This is a genomic window from Shewanella sp. SM68 (assembly GCF_025653925.1).
Classification (GTDB): Bacteria; Pseudomonadota; Gammaproteobacteria; order Enterobacterales; family Shewanellaceae; genus Shewanella; species Shewanella oncorhynchi.
The window spans coordinates 1-16879 of sequence record NZ_JAKKRU010000025.1; the positions used below are offsets into that span (position 1 = coordinate 1).

Annotated in this window: 13 protein-coding genes; all 13 read left to right on the top strand. The window is 46.2% G+C overall.

Annotation, left to right across the window (positions count from 1 at the left end; translation table 11 throughout):
* The coding region (gene tuf, locus L5M40_RS22215; protein WP_263186919.1) for an elongation factor Tu at nt 1-864 on the top strand (864 nt) is incomplete at its 5' end.
* Between the two features lie 132 nt (nt 865-996).
* Nucleotides 997-1368 (top strand): preprotein translocase subunit SecE, encoded by a 372-nt coding sequence (secE, locus tag L5M40_RS22220; protein ID WP_006083613.1) that lies wholly within the window; start codon nt 997-999, stop codon nt 1366-1368.
* Nucleotides 1369-1377: 9 nt separating this feature from the next.
* Nucleotides 1378-1929 (top strand): transcription termination/antitermination protein NusG, encoded by a 552-nt coding sequence (gene nusG, locus L5M40_RS22225; protein ID WP_105251029.1) that lies wholly within the window; start codon nt 1378-1380, stop codon nt 1927-1929.
* 127 nt (nt 1930-2056) lie between these two features.
* A complete protein-coding gene (rplK, locus tag L5M40_RS22230; protein ID WP_006083611.1) occupies nt 2057-2485 on the top strand; it encodes a 50S ribosomal protein L11 in 429 nt (142 codons plus the stop codon).
* A 4-nt stretch (nt 2486-2489) separates the two neighbouring features.
* Nucleotides 2490-3191 carry a 50S ribosomal protein L1 gene (gene rplA / locus L5M40_RS22235; RefSeq protein WP_105251030.1) on the top strand — a complete coding sequence of 234 codons (702 nt, stop codon included), beginning with the start codon at nt 2490-2492 and terminating at the stop codon, nt 3189-3191.
* Nucleotides 3192-3458: 267 nt separating this feature from the next.
* Complete coding sequence (rplJ, locus tag L5M40_RS22240) at nt 3459-3959, top strand: 50S ribosomal protein L10 (RefSeq protein ID WP_006083609.1); 501 nt, start codon at nt 3459-3461, stop codon at nt 3957-3959.
* Nucleotides 3960-4013: 54 nt separating this feature from the next.
* On the top strand, nt 4014-4379 hold the full coding sequence (gene rplL, locus L5M40_RS22245; protein WP_105251031.1) for a 50S ribosomal protein L7/L12: 366 nt from the start codon (nt 4014-4016) through the stop codon (nt 4377-4379).
* Between the two features lie 243 nt (nt 4380-4622).
* Nucleotides 4623-8654 (top strand): DNA-directed RNA polymerase subunit beta, encoded by a 4032-nt coding sequence (rpoB, locus tag L5M40_RS22250; RefSeq protein ID WP_105251032.1) that lies wholly within the window; start codon nt 4623-4625, stop codon nt 8652-8654.
* A gap of 84 nt (nt 8655-8738) precedes the next feature.
* Complete coding sequence (rpoC, locus tag L5M40_RS22255) at nt 8739-12956, top strand: DNA-directed RNA polymerase subunit beta' (protein ID WP_105251033.1); 4218 nt, start codon at nt 8739-8741, stop codon at nt 12954-12956.
* A 179-nt stretch (nt 12957-13135) separates the two neighbouring features.
* Nucleotides 13136-13510, top strand: a complete 375-nt coding sequence (rpsL, locus tag L5M40_RS22260) for a 30S ribosomal protein S12 (protein ID WP_006083605.1) — start codon at nt 13136-13138, stop codon at nt 13508-13510.
* A gap of 81 nt (nt 13511-13591) precedes the next feature.
* The gene (rpsG, locus tag L5M40_RS22265) at nt 13592-14062 is read left to right on the top strand and encodes a 30S ribosomal protein S7 (protein ID WP_011787570.1); all 471 of its coding nucleotides are present in this window, start codon (nt 13592-13594) and stop codon (nt 14060-14062) included.
* Between the two features lie 78 nt (nt 14063-14140).
* Nucleotides 14141-16237 carry an elongation factor G gene (gene fusA / locus L5M40_RS22270; RefSeq protein ID WP_006083603.1) on the top strand — a complete coding sequence of 699 codons (2097 nt, stop codon included), beginning with the start codon at nt 14141-14143 and terminating at the stop codon, nt 16235-16237.
* A gap of 72 nt (nt 16238-16309) precedes the next feature.
* Nucleotides 16310-16879 (top strand): GTP-binding protein (locus tag L5M40_RS22275; protein ID WP_263186831.1); only part of this gene is annotated, 570 nt, incomplete at its 3' end.

Consider the following 16879-nt stretch of genomic DNA (forward strand, 5'->3'; position numbering starts at 1 on the left):
TCTACAGACGGTCCAATGCCACAGACTCGTGAGCACATCCTGCTTTCTCGTCAGGTTGGCGTACCTTTCATCATCGTGTTCATGAACAAATGTGACATGGTAGATGACGAAGAGTTACTGGAATTGGTTGAAATGGAAGTGCGTGAACTTCTGTCAGAATACGATTTCCCAGGTGATGATTTACCAGTAATCCAAGGTTCAGCTCTGAAGGCCCTAGAAGGTCAACCAGAGTGGGAAGCTAAGATCCTTGAATTAGCCGCRGCACTGGATTCTTACATTCCAGAACCACAACGTGATATCGATAAGCCGTTCCTACTGCCAATCGAAGACGTATTCTCAATTTCAGGCCGTGGTACAGTAGTTACTGGTCGTGTTGAGCGTGGTATTGTTAAAGTGGGTGACGAAGTTGAAATCGTTGGTGTTCGCACAACGACTAAAACAACGTGTACTGGTGTAGAAATGTTCCGTAAACTGCTTGACGAAGGTCGTGCAGGTGAGAACTGTGGTGTGTTATTACGTGGTACTAAGCGTGATGACGTAGAACGTGGTCAAGTATTGGCTAAACCAGGTTCAATCAACCCACACACYACTTTTGAATCAGAAGTTTATGTTCTGTCAAAAGAAGAAGGCGGACGTCACACTCCATTCTTCAAAGGCTACCGTCCACAGTTCTACTTCCGTACAACTGACGTAACCGGTACTATCGAACTGCCAGAAGGCGTAGAGATGGTAATGCCTGGCGACAACATCAAAATGGTAGTGACTCTGATTTGCCCAATCGCGATGGACGAAGGTTTACGCTTCGCAATCCGTGAAGGTGGTCGTACAGTTGGTGCTGGTGTAGTAGCTAAAATCATCGCTTAATGGCCGATTTTTGACCCTGAGCTTATGCTATTTTGCGTTTCTAAGGGTGTTCGGAAATGCAGAGTGATGTGGGATTATGCCCGTCAATTAATGTGCTCTAAGCTCAGGCCGTATTGAGTAACGGAAAAACCGATGACAACAAATACTGAAAACCAGAACAATTCTCTGGATATCGTGAAGTGGGGTTTAGTGATTGTATTGCTAGCCGCTGCTGTTATTGGCAATCAAATGTATAGCGAAGCCAGTGCCGTCATACGTGCGCTTAGTGTTATCGTTGCATTCGCTATTGCTGGTTTTATTGCGCTTCAGACTGTAAAAGGTAAAAAAGCGTTAGCTTTTGCCCGTGAAGCGCATATCGAAGTGCGCAAGGTTGTATGGCCGACGCGTCAAGAAGCGCTAAACACCACTTTTATTGTCCTTGCAGCAACAGGTATCTTAGCTCTTATCCTTTGGGGTATGGATGCTGTGTTAATGCGAATTGTCAATTTTATCACTGGCGTATAGGCACCTCGAATGACTGAAGCTAAAGAAGCTAAAAAAAGATGGTATGTAGTGCAGGCATTCTCAGGCTATGAAGGCCGAGTTTGTAAGTCACTGATTGAATATATTAAAATGCATGGCATGGAAGCATACTTCGGTGAAGTATTGGTTCCGACTGAAGAAGTCATCGAAATGCGTGCAGGTCAGCGTCGCAAGAGCGAACGTAAGTTTTTCCCTGGCTATGTGTTAGTCCAGATGGAAATGAACGATGACAGCTGGCATTTAGTCAAAAGCATCCCGCGTGTTTTAGGCTTTATTGGCGGAACGTCTGATCGTCCTGCCCCAATTTCAGATAAAGAAGCTGATGCAATTCTGCGTCGCTTACAAGAAACGACAGCGTCACCGACTCATAGAACCATATTTGAGCCTGGTGAAGTGGTACGTGTGTGTGATGGTCCATTTGCTGACTTTAACGGCACCGTTGAAGAAGTGGATTATGACAAGAGCCGCGTGAAAGTATCAGTAATGATCTTTGGTCGTTCTACGCCTGTTGAACTTGACTTCAGTCAAGTTGAAAAAGGCTGATTAAATAAAATACAAAATCCGTTTGGCAACGGGGGCGAATTTCTATATAATTCGTCCCCGTTGTTTTCGGGGGAGCACGTCAGCATGTCGCTGATGCGCGTTTGAACCCAAACTGAGGAAATGTCAGATGGCAAAGAAGATTGATGCTTATATTAAGCTACAAGTAAAATCAGGTTCTGCGAACCCGTCACCACCAGTTGGTCCAGCTTTGGGTCAAAAAGGTGTGAACATCATGGAATTCTGTAAAGCGTTTAACGCCCGTACAGAAAAAATGGAAAAAGGCATGCCTATTCCAGTCGTGATCACTGTATACAGTGACCGTTCATTCACTTTTGAAACCAAGACTTCTCCAGCGTCTTACTTACTGAAGACTGCTGCTGGCCTGAAATCAGGTTCTCCACGTCCAAACACTCAGAAAGTGGGTACTATCGCTCGCGCTAAAGTTCAAGAAATTGCTGAACTTAAAGCTGCCGATATGACTGGTGCTGACATTGAAGCGATGACTCGCTCAATCGAAGGTACTGCGCGTTCAATGGGTTTGGTTGTAGAGGATTAATATAATGGCAAAGCTAACTAAACGCATGCGCGTAATTCGCGAGAAAGTTGACGGTACTAAAAGCTACGATATCAACGAAGCTGTTGCTCTGTTAAAAGAATTAGCAACTGCAAAATTCGTTGAAAGTGTAGACGTAGCAGTTAACCTGGGTATCGACCCACGTAAATCTGACCAAAACGTTCGTGGTGCAACAGTGTTGCCACACGGTACTGGTCGTGACGTTCGCGTTGCAGTATTTACACAAGGTGCAAATGCTGAAGCTGCTAAAGCAGCTGGCGCTGAGCTAGTTGGTATGGATGATCTGGCTGAGAAAATCAAAGCCGGTGAAATGAACTTTGACGTGGTTATCGCATCTCCAGATGCAATGCGCGTTGTTGGTATGTTAGGTCAAATCTTAGGCCCACGTGGTTTAATGCCTAACCCTAAAACAGGTACAGTAACGCCAAACGTTGCTGAAGCTGTTAAGAATGCCAAGGCTGGTCAAGTTCGTTACCGTAACGACAAGAACGGTATTATCCACACTACTATCGGTAAAGTGGATTTCACACCAGTTCAATTGAAAGAAAACTTGGAAGCGTTAGTGTCAGCACTGAAAAAGGCTAAGCCTGCAGTTGCTAAAGGCATTTTCGTGAAAAAGATCAGCATCTCTACCACTATGGGTGCAGGTGTTGCAGTTGATCAAGCTACGCTTGAAACAACTCTATAATTTTACAAAGCGGGTGCATTAGTCTATAATGCGCGCACTTTGTGGGTTGAAGCCTGTTTTATCTTCCGTTTAGGCGGAGTTTAACCCAGGTTTCCGTCCAAGACCGCAGGTGTTTTTGTAAAAATAACTTAATTTCCTGCGTAGACGGTGTCAGGCCCCAGCTAAAATTTTTTACTGGATAATCTGCACCGTAAGTCACTAAATACATAAGTATTTAGTATGGTAAATACTAGGGAATACCCTAGGTAGAATCCAGGAGTAAAGCCAATGGCATTAAGACTCGAAGACAAAAAAGCGATTGTTGCTGAAGTCAACGAAGCTGCCAAAGGTGCGCTATCTGCAGTTGCCGCTGATTCTCGCGGTGTGACTGTAGGTGCTATGACCGGTCTGCGTAAAAAAGCTCGCGAAGCTGGTGTATATGTACGTGTAGTACGTAACACGCTAGCTCGTCGTGCTGTTGAAGGTACTGCTTTTGAGTGCCTAGCAGAAACGTTCACTGGCCCAACTTTGATTGCTTTTTCTTTAGAGCACCCAGGTGCTGCAGCACGTCTGTTAAAAGACTTTGCTAAAGAACAAGCTAACTTCGAAGTTAAAGGCGCAGCCTTTGAAGGGAATTTCATCCCTGCAGCTGAAATTGATCGTTTGGCGAAACTGCCAACATACGAAGAAGCACTAGCTCAGTTAATGATGACTATGAAAGAAGCATCTGCTGGCAAGTTCGTTCGTACACTGGCCGCCCTGCGCGATCAAAAACAAGAAGCCGCTTAATTTCAAGCTGGCTGCTTAATAAAATTGAATTCAGAACAATAGGAAACATTTGTTATGTCTATCACTAAAGACCAAATCTTAGAAGCCTTTGCAGCTATGTCTGTAATGGAAGTTGTTGAACTGATCGAAGCTATGGAAGAGAAGTTCGGCGTTTCTGCCGCTGCTGCTGTTGTTTCTGGCGGTGCAGAAGCAGTTGTTGTTGAAGAACAAACAGAATTCAACGTAGTTCTGACTGCTCACGGCGACAACAAAGTTGCAGTTATTAAAGCCATCCGTGGCGCAACTGGTTTAGGCCTGAAAGAAGCTAAAGCTATGTCTGAAGCTGCTCCAGTAGCAGTTAAAGAAGGCGTTTCTAAAGAAGAAGCTGAAGCTCTGAAGAAAGAACTTACTGAAGCTGGTGCTTCTGTAGAAATTAAGTAAGCTATTATTTAGCTTGCTCACCCAAGCCACTTGGGTGGAGGCTGGCGGTTTTTTAACCGTCGGCCTTTTTTGCGCTATATGCGCTGGCGATTTTTTTTCACCGTTTGTCGCCAAATTTTGCAGTCCCTAGCAGAGATTACTGGTTAGGTTCTTGCCATCAACGGTGATGGGCAAACGTGCTGAATTTTAATAACTTAAGTTATTTATTCAGTCTTGGTCACATCTCGTAAGCAGAGGAAACCCATGGTTTACTCCTATTCTGAAAAGAAGCGTATTCGCAAAGACTTTGGTAAGCGTCCAAAAGTTTTGGATATCCCTTATTTATTGTCTATCCAGCTAGACTCTTTTAAGAAGTTCACCGATCAAGATCCTACCGGTGAGCGCGGTTTAGAAGCCGCCTTCCGTAGCGTTTTTCCCATCAAGAGCTTTTCTGGTAACTCAGAACTGCAATACGTCAGCTATAAGCTTGGCGAGCCTGTTTTTGATGTGAAAGAGTGTCAGATCCGTGGTGTTACGTATTCAGCTCCACTACGCGTTAAATTACGCATGGTGTTGTATGACCGTGAAGCAGCGGCGGGCACAGTAAAAGATATTAAAGAACAAGAAGTCTACATGGGTGATATCCCATTGATGACGGATAACGGTACTTTTGTTATCAACGGTACTGAGCGTGTAATCGTATCTCAATTACACCGTTCTCCAGGCGTGTTCTTTGATCATGACCGTGGTAAAACCCACTCATCAGGTAAGGTGCTGTATAACGCACGTATTATTCCTTACCGTGGTTCATGGCTTGACTTTGAATTCGATCCTAAAGATGCACTATTTGTGCGTATTGACCGTCGCCGCAAACTGCCTGCGACCATCATGTTACGTGCATTAGAATATTCTACTCAAGAGATCCTCGATCTGTTCTTCGAACGCGTTGAGTTCAAGATCAAGAAAGATACTCTGGTCATGTCTTTGGTGCCTGAACGTCTGCGTGGCGAAACTGCCAGCTATGACATCAAGGATGCTGAAGGTTCTGTACTGGTTGAAGCGGGACGTCGTATTACTGCGCGTCATATTCGTCAGTTAGAAAAGACCAATACCACTGAGCTTGAAGTGCCAGTTGAATATATCGTGGGCAAATATGCTGCTCAAGATTATATCGATCCGGACACGGGTGAAGTTTTAGTCTCTGCCAACAGTGAAATTAGCTTAGAAGATCTGGCTAAACTATCATTGGCCGGTATTAAAGATATCAGCACGTTGTATATCAACGAGCTAGATCATGGTGCTTATATTTCAGATACGCTGCGTATCGATTCAACCACTAACCGCTTAGAAGCGCTGGTTGAGATCTATCGTATGATGCGTCCTGGCGAGCCACCAACCAAAGATGCTGCCGAAGCACTATTCCAGAACTTGTTCTTCAGTGAAGAGCGTTATGACCTGTCTAAAGTAGGTCGTATGAAGTTCAACCGTCGTCTCAGCATTCCTGATGACGAAGGTAGCGGTGTATTGTCTAAAGAAGACATCGTCGCGGTAATGAAGAACATCATTCATATCCGTAACGGTTTCGACGAAGTCGATGACATCGATCACTTAGGTAACCGTCGTATTCGTAGCGTCGGTGAAATGGCTGAAAACCAATTCCGTGTTGGTTTAGTCCGTGTTGAGCGCGCCGTGCGTGAACGTCTGTCTTTAGGCGATCTGAATGAGCTGATGCCACAAGACTTGATCAACGCTAAGCCAATTTCTGCTGCAGTGAAAGAGTTCTTCGGTTCTTCTCAGCTGTCACAATTCATGGACCAAAACAACCCGCTGTCAGAAGTAACGCATAAGCGTCGTATTTCTGCTCTTGGCCCTGGTGGTTTGACTCGTGAACGTGCAGGCTTCGAAGTCCGCGACGTACATCCAACGCATTATGGTCGTTTATGTCCAATTGAGACCCCTGAAGGTCCAAACATTGGTCTAATCAACTCATTAGCAAGTTTTGCCCGTACTAACTCTTACGGCTTCCTAGAAACGCCATACCGCAAGGTTATCGACGGCGTGATTACTGACGAAGTGGAATACTTGTCAGCAATTGAAGAAGGTCGTTATGTGATTGCACAGGCGAACATCGAAGTTGACGCTAGCGGTCGTATGGCAGAAGAGCAAATTGCTTGTCGTCATAAAGGTGAATCGACCTTTATGCGCGCTGCTGACATCCAGTATATGGATGTTTCGCCACAACAGATTATTTCTGTTGCTGCGTCACTGATCCCGTTCTTAGAACACGACGATGCTAACCGTGCCTTGATGGGTGCGAACATGCAACGTCAAGCCGTACCCACACTGCGCTCTGAAAAGCCGCTAGTAGGTACTGGTATTGAACGTACTTTGGCTGTTGACTCTGGTGTTGTGGTTGTTGCTAAACGTGGTGGTTTTGTAGACTACGTTGATGCGAGCCGCATCGTTGTTAAAGTAAATGAAGATGAGCTGCGCCCAGGCGAAGCCGGTATCGACATTTATAACCTGACTAAATACACCCGTTCTAACCAAAACACTTGTATCAACCAACGCCCTTGTTGTGCTGTTGGTGAGCCAGTCGTTCGTGGTGACGTGTTAGCAGACGGTCCGTCTACTGACTTAGGTGACTTAGCCCTTGGCCAGAACATGCGTATCGCATTCATGCCTTGGAACGGTTACAACTTCGAAGACTCGATCTTAATTTCTGAGCGCGTAGCGCAAGAAGACCGTTTCACCACTATCCACATTCAGGAGCTGTCTTGTATTGCTCGTGATACCAAACTGGGTAGCGAAGAAATCACGGCTGATATTCCAAACGTGGGTGAATCTGCTCTGTCGAAACTCGACGAGTCAGGTATCGTTTACATTGGTGCAGAAGTGAAGGGCGGCGATATTCTGGTTGGTAAAGTGACGCCAAAAGGCGAAACACAGCTAACGCCAGAAGAGAAGTTACTCCGTGCTATCTTCGGTGAGAAAGCGTCTGACGTTAAAGACAGTTCACTGCGTGTTCCTAACTCTGTTAAGGGCACTATCATCGACGTACAGGTATTTACCCGTGACGGCGTTGAAAAAGACAAGCGTGCAGTTGAAATCGAAGAGATGCACATTGCCCAAGCTCGTAAAGACTTAGGCGAAGAGTTCAAGATCCTTGAAGAAGGTGTATTGAGCCGTGCGCGTAACCTGTTAATCGGTGCTGGTTTCACTGAAGCGCAAATTGCTGCGTTGCCACGTAAAGATGTATTGGTTCAAGTCATTGACGATGAAGCAAAACAAACTGAACTTGAGCAATTAGCTGAACAGCATGAAGAGCTCAAAGCTGACTTCGATAAGAAGTTTGAAATCAAACGTCGCAAGATCACCCAAGGTGATGACTTGGCGCCAGGCGTACTCAAAATCGTTAAGGTTTACTTAGCGGTTAAGCGTACTATCCAACCTGGTGACAAGATGGCGGGTCGTCACGGTAACAAGGGTGTTATCTCTAAGATTTGCCCAATCGAAGACATGCCATATGACGAACAAGGTAACCCAGTAGACATCGTATTGAACCCGCTAGGTGTTCCATCACGTATGAACATTGGTCAGGTACTTGAAGTCCATATGGGCGCCGCTGCCAAAGGCATTGGTAACAAGATCACTGCGATGCTTGAAGAACAGCGTGAGCTGGCTGAAGTTCGTGGTTACATCAAGCAAGTTTATGAATTAGGTGACGAAGTGCAGCAGCGCGTCGATATCGATTCATTCACTGATGATGAAGTATTACGTCTTGCGACTAACCTGAAAGGCGGTATCCCGATTGCAACTCCTGCATTCGACGGTGCTAAAGAGAAAGAGATCAAGCAGATGCTTGAACTGGCAGGTTTGCCAACCTCTGGTCAGTTGAAGTTGTTTGATGGTCGTACCGGTAACGAATTTGAGCGTCAAGTAACGGTAGGTTACATGTACATGCTCAAACTGAACCACTTAGTTGATGACAAGATGCACGCCCGTTCTACCGGTTCGTACAGCTTAGTGACTCAACAACCACTGGGCGGTAAAGCTCAGTTCGGTGGTCAGCGTTTCGGTGAGATGGAAGTGTGGGCACTAGAAGCATACGGTGCCGCTTATACGCTTCAAGAAATGCTCACTGTTAAATCGGATGACGTTAACGGTCGTACTCAGATGTATAAGAACATCGTCGACGGTAACCATCAGATGCAACCTGGCATGCCAGAGTCCTTCAACGTGTTACTGAAGGAGATCCGTTCACTCGGTATTAATATCGAGTTGGATCAGGCATAAGCGCAGGCCTTTAGCCGCGTTTGGCAAACAGAATGGTGCTCCGTGCAAGCGGAGCACCCGGTTTAACTCCTTCAGGAGAGAAACGTGAAAGACTTATTAAAGTTTCTGAAACAGCAAAGCAAGACTGAAGAATTTAACGGCATCAAAATTGGTCTGGCATCGCCTGATCTGATCCGTTCTTGGTCTTTTGGTGAAGTTAAGAAGCCAGAAACCATCAACTACCGTACCTTCAAGCCTGAGCGTGAAGGTCTGTTCTGTGCGCGTATCTTTGGCCCAGTCAAAGATTACGAATGTTTGTGCGGTAAGTACAAACGTTTGAAGCACCGTGGTGTTATTTGTGAAAAGTGTGGCGTTGAAGTAACCCAAACTAAAGTACGTCGTGAGCGTATGGGTCACATCGAACTGGCTAGCCCAGTTGCGCACATTTGGTTCTTAAAATCGCTACCGTCACGTATTGGCTTAATGCTGGATATGACGCTGCGTGATATCGAACGCGTACTGTATTTTGAATCATTTGTCGTGATCGAGCCTGGCATGACCAGCCTTGAACGTGGCCAAATGCTGACAGAAGAAACTTATCTGGATGCATTAGAAGAATACGGTGATGAGTTCGAAGCTAAAATGGGTGCCGAAGCAGTGCTTGAACTGTTACGTGCTATCGATTTAGCGAAAGAAATCGAACAAATGCGTGAAGAATTGCCTTCAATCAATTCTGAGACTCGTCGCAAGAAAGTGACTAAACGTCTTAAGTTGATGGAAGCATTCTACACTTCAGGCAACAAGCCTGAGTGGATGATCTTAAAAGTACTGCCTGTGTTACCACCTGACTTACGTCCGTTGGTTCCGCTCGATGGCGGCCGCTTCGCGACTTCAGATCTTAACGACCTGTATCGCCGCGTGATCAACCGTAACAACCGTTTGAAGCGTCTGTTAGATTTAGCTGCGCCAGACATTATCGTACGCAACGAAAAGCGTATGTTACAAGAGTCTGTTGATGCGCTATTAGATAACGGTCGTCGTGGTCGTGCTATTACCGGTTCTAACAAGCGTCCTCTGAAATCTTTGGCCGATATGATCAAAGGTAAGCAAGGTCGTTTCCGTCAGAACTTATTGGGTAAGCGCGTTGACTATTCTGGTCGTTCGGTAATTACCGTAGGTCCTACTCTACGTCTGCACCAATGTGGTCTTCCTAAGAAGATGGCACTGGAACTGTTCAAGCCATTCATCTATGGCAAGCTAGAAGGTCGTGGCTTAGCGACTACCATCAAAGCGGCTAAGAAGATGGTTGAGCGTGAAGTGGCAGAAGTATGGGACGTTCTGGATGAAGTGATCCGCGAACATCCAGTGATGCTCAACCGTGCACCAACACTGCACAGACTGGGTATCCAAGCGTTCGAACCTGTACTGATTGAAGGTAAAGCGATCCAGTTACACCCACTCGTTTGTGCGGCATACAACGCCGACTTCGACGGTGACCAAATGGCGGTACACGTACCGTTAACACTGGAAGCGCAGCTTGAAGCCCGTGCCCTGATGATGTCTACCAACAACATCCTGTCACCAGCCAACGGCGAACCTGTTATCACACCGTCTCAAGACGTGGTATTGGGTCTGTACTACACCAGCCGTGAGCGTATTAATGGCCGTGGTGAAGGTATGGCATTTATGTCTGTTGCTGAAGTTGAAAAAGCTTACGCAACTGGCGCTGCTGAACTGCATGCCCGCGTTAAAGTTCGTATCACTGAAACCATTATTGGTGACGATGGTGAGCGCACTGAACAACGCCGTATCGTTGATACGACTGTGGGTCGTGCTCTGCTGTCACTTATTCTGCCAGCAGGTTTGTCATTTGATCTGGTTAACCAGAACATGGGCAAAAAGCAGATCTCTAAACTGTTGAACACCTGTTATCGTCAACTGGGTCTGAAAGATACTGTTATCTTCGCTGACCAATTGATGTATACCGGTTTCCGTTTTGCAACCATCTCTGGTGCCTCTGTCGGTATCGATGACATGGTTATTCCAGACGAGAAATACACCTTAGTTGCTGATGCAGAAGCGGAAGTTCTTGAAATTCAAGAGCAGTTCCAATCTGGTCTAGTCACAGCTGGTGAGCGTTACAACAAAGTTATCGATATCTGGGCAAGTGCCAACGAAAAAGTTTCTAAAGCTATGATGGAAAACCTGTCAACTGAGACAGTGATTAACCGTGATGGTGTTGAAGAGAAACAAGCCTCGTTTAACAGCATCTATATGATGGCTGACTCAGGCGCTCGTGGTAGTGCCGCACAGATCCGTCAGTTGGCGGGTATGCGTGGTCTGATGGCTAAGCCAGACGGCTCAATCATCGAAACGCCAATTACCGCTAACTTCCGTGAAGGTCTAAACGTACTCCAGTACTTTATTTCTACTCACGGTGCGCGTAAAGGTCTAGCCGATACGGCATTGAAGACAGCGAACTCGGGTTACCTGACTCGTCGTCTTGTAGACGTTGCACAAGATTTAGTGGTTATCGAAGACGATTGTGGTACTCACGAAGGTCTAACCATGAAACCGCTGATTGAAGGTGGTGATGTGGTTGAGCCGTTACGTGAACGCGTACTGGGTCGTGTGGTTGCGATTGATGTGTTCTATCCAGGCACTGAAGACGTATTAGCACCACGTAACACGCTACTCGACGAAGCATGGTGTGACAAGTTAGAAGAGCATTCAATCGACGAAGTGATTGTACGTTCTGTTATTTCTTGTGATACCGATTTCGGTGTGTGTGCAGCTTGTTACGGTCGTGACTTGGCTCGTGGTCATATTATTAACCACGGTGAAGCCATCGGTGTTGTGGCAGCACAATCTATCGGTGAACCAGGTACACAGTTAACGATGCGTACGTTCCACATCGGTGGTGCGGCATCTAGAGCGTCTGCAGAAAACAATGTCCAAGTGAAAAACTCGGGTTCATTGAAACTGCATAATGCTAAGCATGTTACTAACAGTGACGGCAAACTGGTTATCGTTTCTCGTTCTTCTGAACTGGCTGTTATTGACGAGCTGGGTCGTGAGAAAGAGCGTTATAAAGTGCCATACGGTACTGTGCTCGAGAAACTAGAAGAAGCGGCTGTTGAAGCGGGCGATGTTATCGCTAACTGGGATCCACATACTCACCCAATCATTTCTGAAGTGGCGGGTAGTATCAAGTTCGTAGACATGATTGACGGTGTCACTATGACACGTCAAACAGACGAACTAACGGGTCTGTCATCAATCGTGATCCTTGACGTTGGTCAGCGTGGTACTGCGGGTAAAGAAATGCGCCCAATGATCCGTCTGCTTGGCGCTAATGGTGCTGACTTGATGATCCCAGGTACTGAAGTGCCAGCACAATACTTCTTACCAGGTAGTGCGATCGTTAACTTAGAAGATAACGCGCAAATCAACGTGGGTGACGCATTAGCTCGTATTCCTCAGGAATCGTCTAAAACACGCGACATCACCGGTGGTCTGCCACGCGTTGCTGACTTGTTCGAAGCGCGTAAGCCAAAAGAGCCTGCTATTCTGGCGGAAATCTCTGGTACCATCTCGTTTGGTAAAGAGACCAAAGGTAAGCGTCGTTTGGTGATTACACCTGCTGATGGCGGCGATCATTATGAAGAGATGATCCCTAAGTGGCGTAACTTAAACGTGTTCGAAGGTGAAAAAGTCGAACGTGGTGAAGTTATCGCTGACGGTCCAGAAGCTGCGCACGACATTCTGCGTCTTCGTGGTATCCACAACGTAGCAAACTACATTGTGAACGAAGTACAGGACGTTTACCGTTTGCAAGGCGTGAAGATCAACGATAAGCATATCGAAGTGATCATCCGTCAGATGCTGCGTAAGTGTCTTATCACTTCTGCCGGCGACACTGACTTCCTCGAAGGGGAACAAGCTGAAGTGTCACGCGTGAAGATCGCTAACCGCGAACTGATCGCCCAAGGTAAAGTGCCTGCGACCTTTGAACGTGAGCTACTGGGTATTACTAAAGCATCTCTGGCAACAGAATCCTTTATCTCAGCAGCATCGTTCCAAGAAACCACGCGCGTACTGACCGAAGCCGCCGTAGGTGGTAAGAGCGATCAATTACGTGGTCTGAAAGAAAACGTTATCGTTGGCCGACTGATCCCAGCCGGTACTGGTTACGCTTATCACAAGACTCGTAATGAAGCGCGTGCGAAGAAAAACGAACCTGTAGTAGTGAACAAGATCACTGCAAGTGAAGCCGAACAGAACTTGGCCGATCTCTTAAACTTGGCTGGTAGCCAAGATTAAGTAATAAGTTTGTTATAAAAAGGCGCCTATGGCGCCTTTTTTCTTGTAATATGCCGCAAAAGTTGGCTATTTCTTGACAGTCAGGCATTACCTTTCTAAAATTCCGCGTCCCACCATTGTGGGATATAGATTTTTCACACCTTATCGTTGAGTTTGATTCAACTGACTCGGAGCTATACATGGCAACTGTAAACCAGTTGGTACGTAAGCCACGCGCGCCAAAAGTCGACAAGACTAACGTGCCTGCGTTGAATGCGTGCCCGCAAAAACGTGGTGTTTGTACACGTGTGTACACTACTACCCCTAAAAAACCTAACTCTGCACTACGTAAAGTAGCTCGTGTGCGTCTAACTAACGGTTTCGAAGTTACTTCGTACATCGGCGGTGAAGGCCACAACCTGCAGGAACATAGCGTGATCTTAATCCGTGGTGGTCGTGTTAAAGACTTACCAGGTGTGCGTTATCACACTATTCGTGGCGCATTAGACTGTGCAGGCGTGACTTCACGTCGCCAAAGCCGTTCTAAATACGGTGCTAAGCGTCCTAAGTCTTAACTTATCCGTTAAGTAAGGCCAAGCTAGTTTTATTTTGAGAATTCCAGTTTTGGAAATCCCTGAAGCATACGGAGAATTGTTATGCCAAGACGTCGCGTTGTAGGACAACGTAAAATCCTACCAGATCCAAAGTTTCACAGTGAGTTGCTGGCTAAGTTCATCAACGTCATTATGCAAGACGGCAAAAAGTCGACTGCAGAAAAAATTATTTACAAGGCACTAGATGTTGTTGCTGAAAAGAAAAGCGAAAACCATTTAGTTATCCTTGAAGCAGCCCTGGACAACGTTCGCCCATCAGTCGAAGTTAAATCTCGTCGCGTTGGTGGTTCTACGTACCAGGTACCATGTGAAGTTCGTCCTGTGCGTCGTAACGCACTGGCGATGCGCTGGTTAGTTGAAGCTGCTCGTAAGCGTGGTGAAAAATCTATGGCTTTACGTCTGGCAGGTGAAATGCTGGATGCGTCTGAAAACAAAGGTACTGCTGTTAAGAAGCGTGAAGACGTGCATCGCATGGCTGAAGCTAACAAAGCCTTTGCTCATTACCGTTGGTAATATGATGGTGTGGGCTTAGGCCCACACCATAGTTGTTGATATTGCCAAGACTTAGGTCTTGGTGGAGAGGGTATAATCGTGGCTCGTACAACCCCAATTGAGCGTTATCGTAATATCGGTATTTGTGCTCATGTTGACGCAGGTAAAACCACCACAACAGAACGTGTTCTGTTCTATACCGGTTTGTCTCATAAAATCGGTGAGGTGCATGACGGCGCCGCTACCACAGACTGGATGGTTCAAGAGCAAGAGCGTGGTATCACTATCACCTCGGCTGCGGTAACCACATTCTGGCGTGGTATGGATGCTCAATTCACTGAACACCGCATCAATATCATCGATACCCCTGGTCACGTTGACTTTACTATTGAAGTTGAACGGTCTCTGCGCGTCCTCGACGGTGCTGTTGTCGTTTTCTGTGGTTCATCTGGTGTTGAACCTCAGTCAGAAACAGTGTGGCGTCAAGCTGATAAATACCGCGTTCCACGTTTGGTATTTATCAACAAGATGGACCGTGCAGGTGCAGACTTTGAACGTGTAGTGAAGCAAATTAGAACTCGTCTTGGAGCCACTTGTGTGCCTATTCAATTGAATATTGGTGCAGAAGAAAACTTCAAAGGCGTGATCGACTTAATCAAGATGAAAGCAATTAACTGGAATGAATCAGACCAGGGTATGACTTTCACTTATGAGGAGATCCCTGCAGAGTTAGCAGCTAAAGCGGCTGAAATGCATGAGTATCTGGTTGAAGTAGCAGCCGAATCTTCGGATGAACTGATGGATAAGTACCTTGAAGAAGGCACGCTATCAGAAGACGAAATTAAAAAGGCGCTACGTCAGCGTACTATAAATAATGAAATCGTTTTAGCGACTTGTGGTTCTGCATTTAAGAACAAAGGCGTTCAAGCGGTACTTGATGCGGTTATTGAATTCTTGCCAGCGCCAATTGATGTGCCTCCAATTAAGGGCATCGATGAGAACGACCAAGAAGTAGAACGCCCATCAGATGACAATGCGCCTTTTGCTGCATTGGCATTTAAGATTGCTACAGATCCATTCGTAGGAACTTTGACCTTTATTCGCGTGTACTCAGGCGTACTCGAATCAGGTTCGGGCGTTTACAACTCTGTCAAACAGAAGCGTGAACGCGTAGGTCGCATGGTGCAAATGCACGCAAACGATCGCACTGAACTGAAAGAAGTCCGTGCTGGTGATATCGCAGCGGCGATTGGTCTAAAAGAAGTGACTACGGGTGATACGCTTTGTGATAACGATCATAGAGTGATCTTGGAACGTATGGAGTTCCCAGAGCCAGTAATTACCATTGCCGTTGAGCCTAAGTCAAAAGCCGATCAGGACAAAATGGGTATCGCGTTGCAAAAACTTGCAGCGGAAGATCCATCATTCCGAGTTGAAACTGACGAAGAATCATCACAAACTCTGATTTCGGGTATGGGTGAGTTACACTTAGACATCATCGTAGACCGTATGCGTCGCGAATTCGGTGTTGAATGTAACGTAGGTAAGCCACAAGTGGCCTACCGCGAAACTATCCGAGCATCAGTAGAAGCTGAAGGTAAATTTGTACGCCAATCAGGTGGTCGTGGACAATTCGGTCACGTTTGGTTAAAACTAGAGCCTAATGAAGAAGGCGCTGGTTACGAATTTGTCAATGCTGTTGTGGGAGGTGTGATTCCTCGTGAATTCATTCCTGCGGTTGATAAAGGTATCCAAGAACAGATGAAGAATGGCGTTCTCGCTGGCTTCCCTGTGTTGGACGTGAAGGTCACTCTGTTCGATGGTTCATATCATGATGTGGACTCGAACGAGATGGCGTTCAAAATTGCAGGTTCTATGGGCTTCAAAAAGGGTGCGCTTGAAGCGAATCCGGCGTTGCTCGAACCTTGCATGAAAGTAGAAGTAACTACCCCTGAAAATTATATGGGTGACGTCGTTGGTGATTTGAACCGTCGTCGTGGCTTAATTGAAGGGATGGATGATGGCTTCGGTGGCATCAAAATAGTCCATGCTGTAGTGCCTCTTTCTGAAATGTTTGGTTATGCAACTGATTTGCGCTCTGCTACACAGGGTCGCGCTTCATACTCTATGGAGTTCTTGAAGTACTCTGATGCACCGCAAAACATTGCAAAAGCGATTATTGAATCTCGTAGCTAATATCCAGTTACGACATAAATGTTATTATGGTCCAGCACTGACTGGACTATTCTGAAAAGAAAGGAATATATCGTGGCAAAAGCTAAATTTGAACGTATTAAGCCTCACGTAAACGTGGGCACCATTGGTCACGTTGACCATGGTAAAACCACACTGACTGCAGCTATCTCTCACGTACTGGCTAAGACCTACGGTGGCGAAGCTAAAGACTTCTCTCAAATCGATAACGCTCCTGAAGAGCGTGAGCGCGGTATTACGATCAATACCTCTCACATCGAATATGACACGCCTTCACGTCACTACGCACACGTAGACTGCCCAGGCCACGCTGACTATGTTAAAAACATGATCACTGGTGCTGCACAGATGGACGGCGCGATTCTAGTAGTTGCCTCTACAGACGGTCCAATGCCACAGACTCGTGAGCACATCCTGCTTTCTCGTCAGGTTGGCGTACCTTTCATCATCGTGTTCATGAACAAATGTGACATGGTAGATGACGAAGAGTTACTGGAATTGGTTGAAATGGAAGTGCGTGAACTTCTGTCAGAATACGATTTCCCAGGTGATGATTTACCAGTAATCCAAGGTTCAGCTCTGAAGGCCCTAGAAGGTCAACCAGAGTGGGAAGCTAAGATCCTT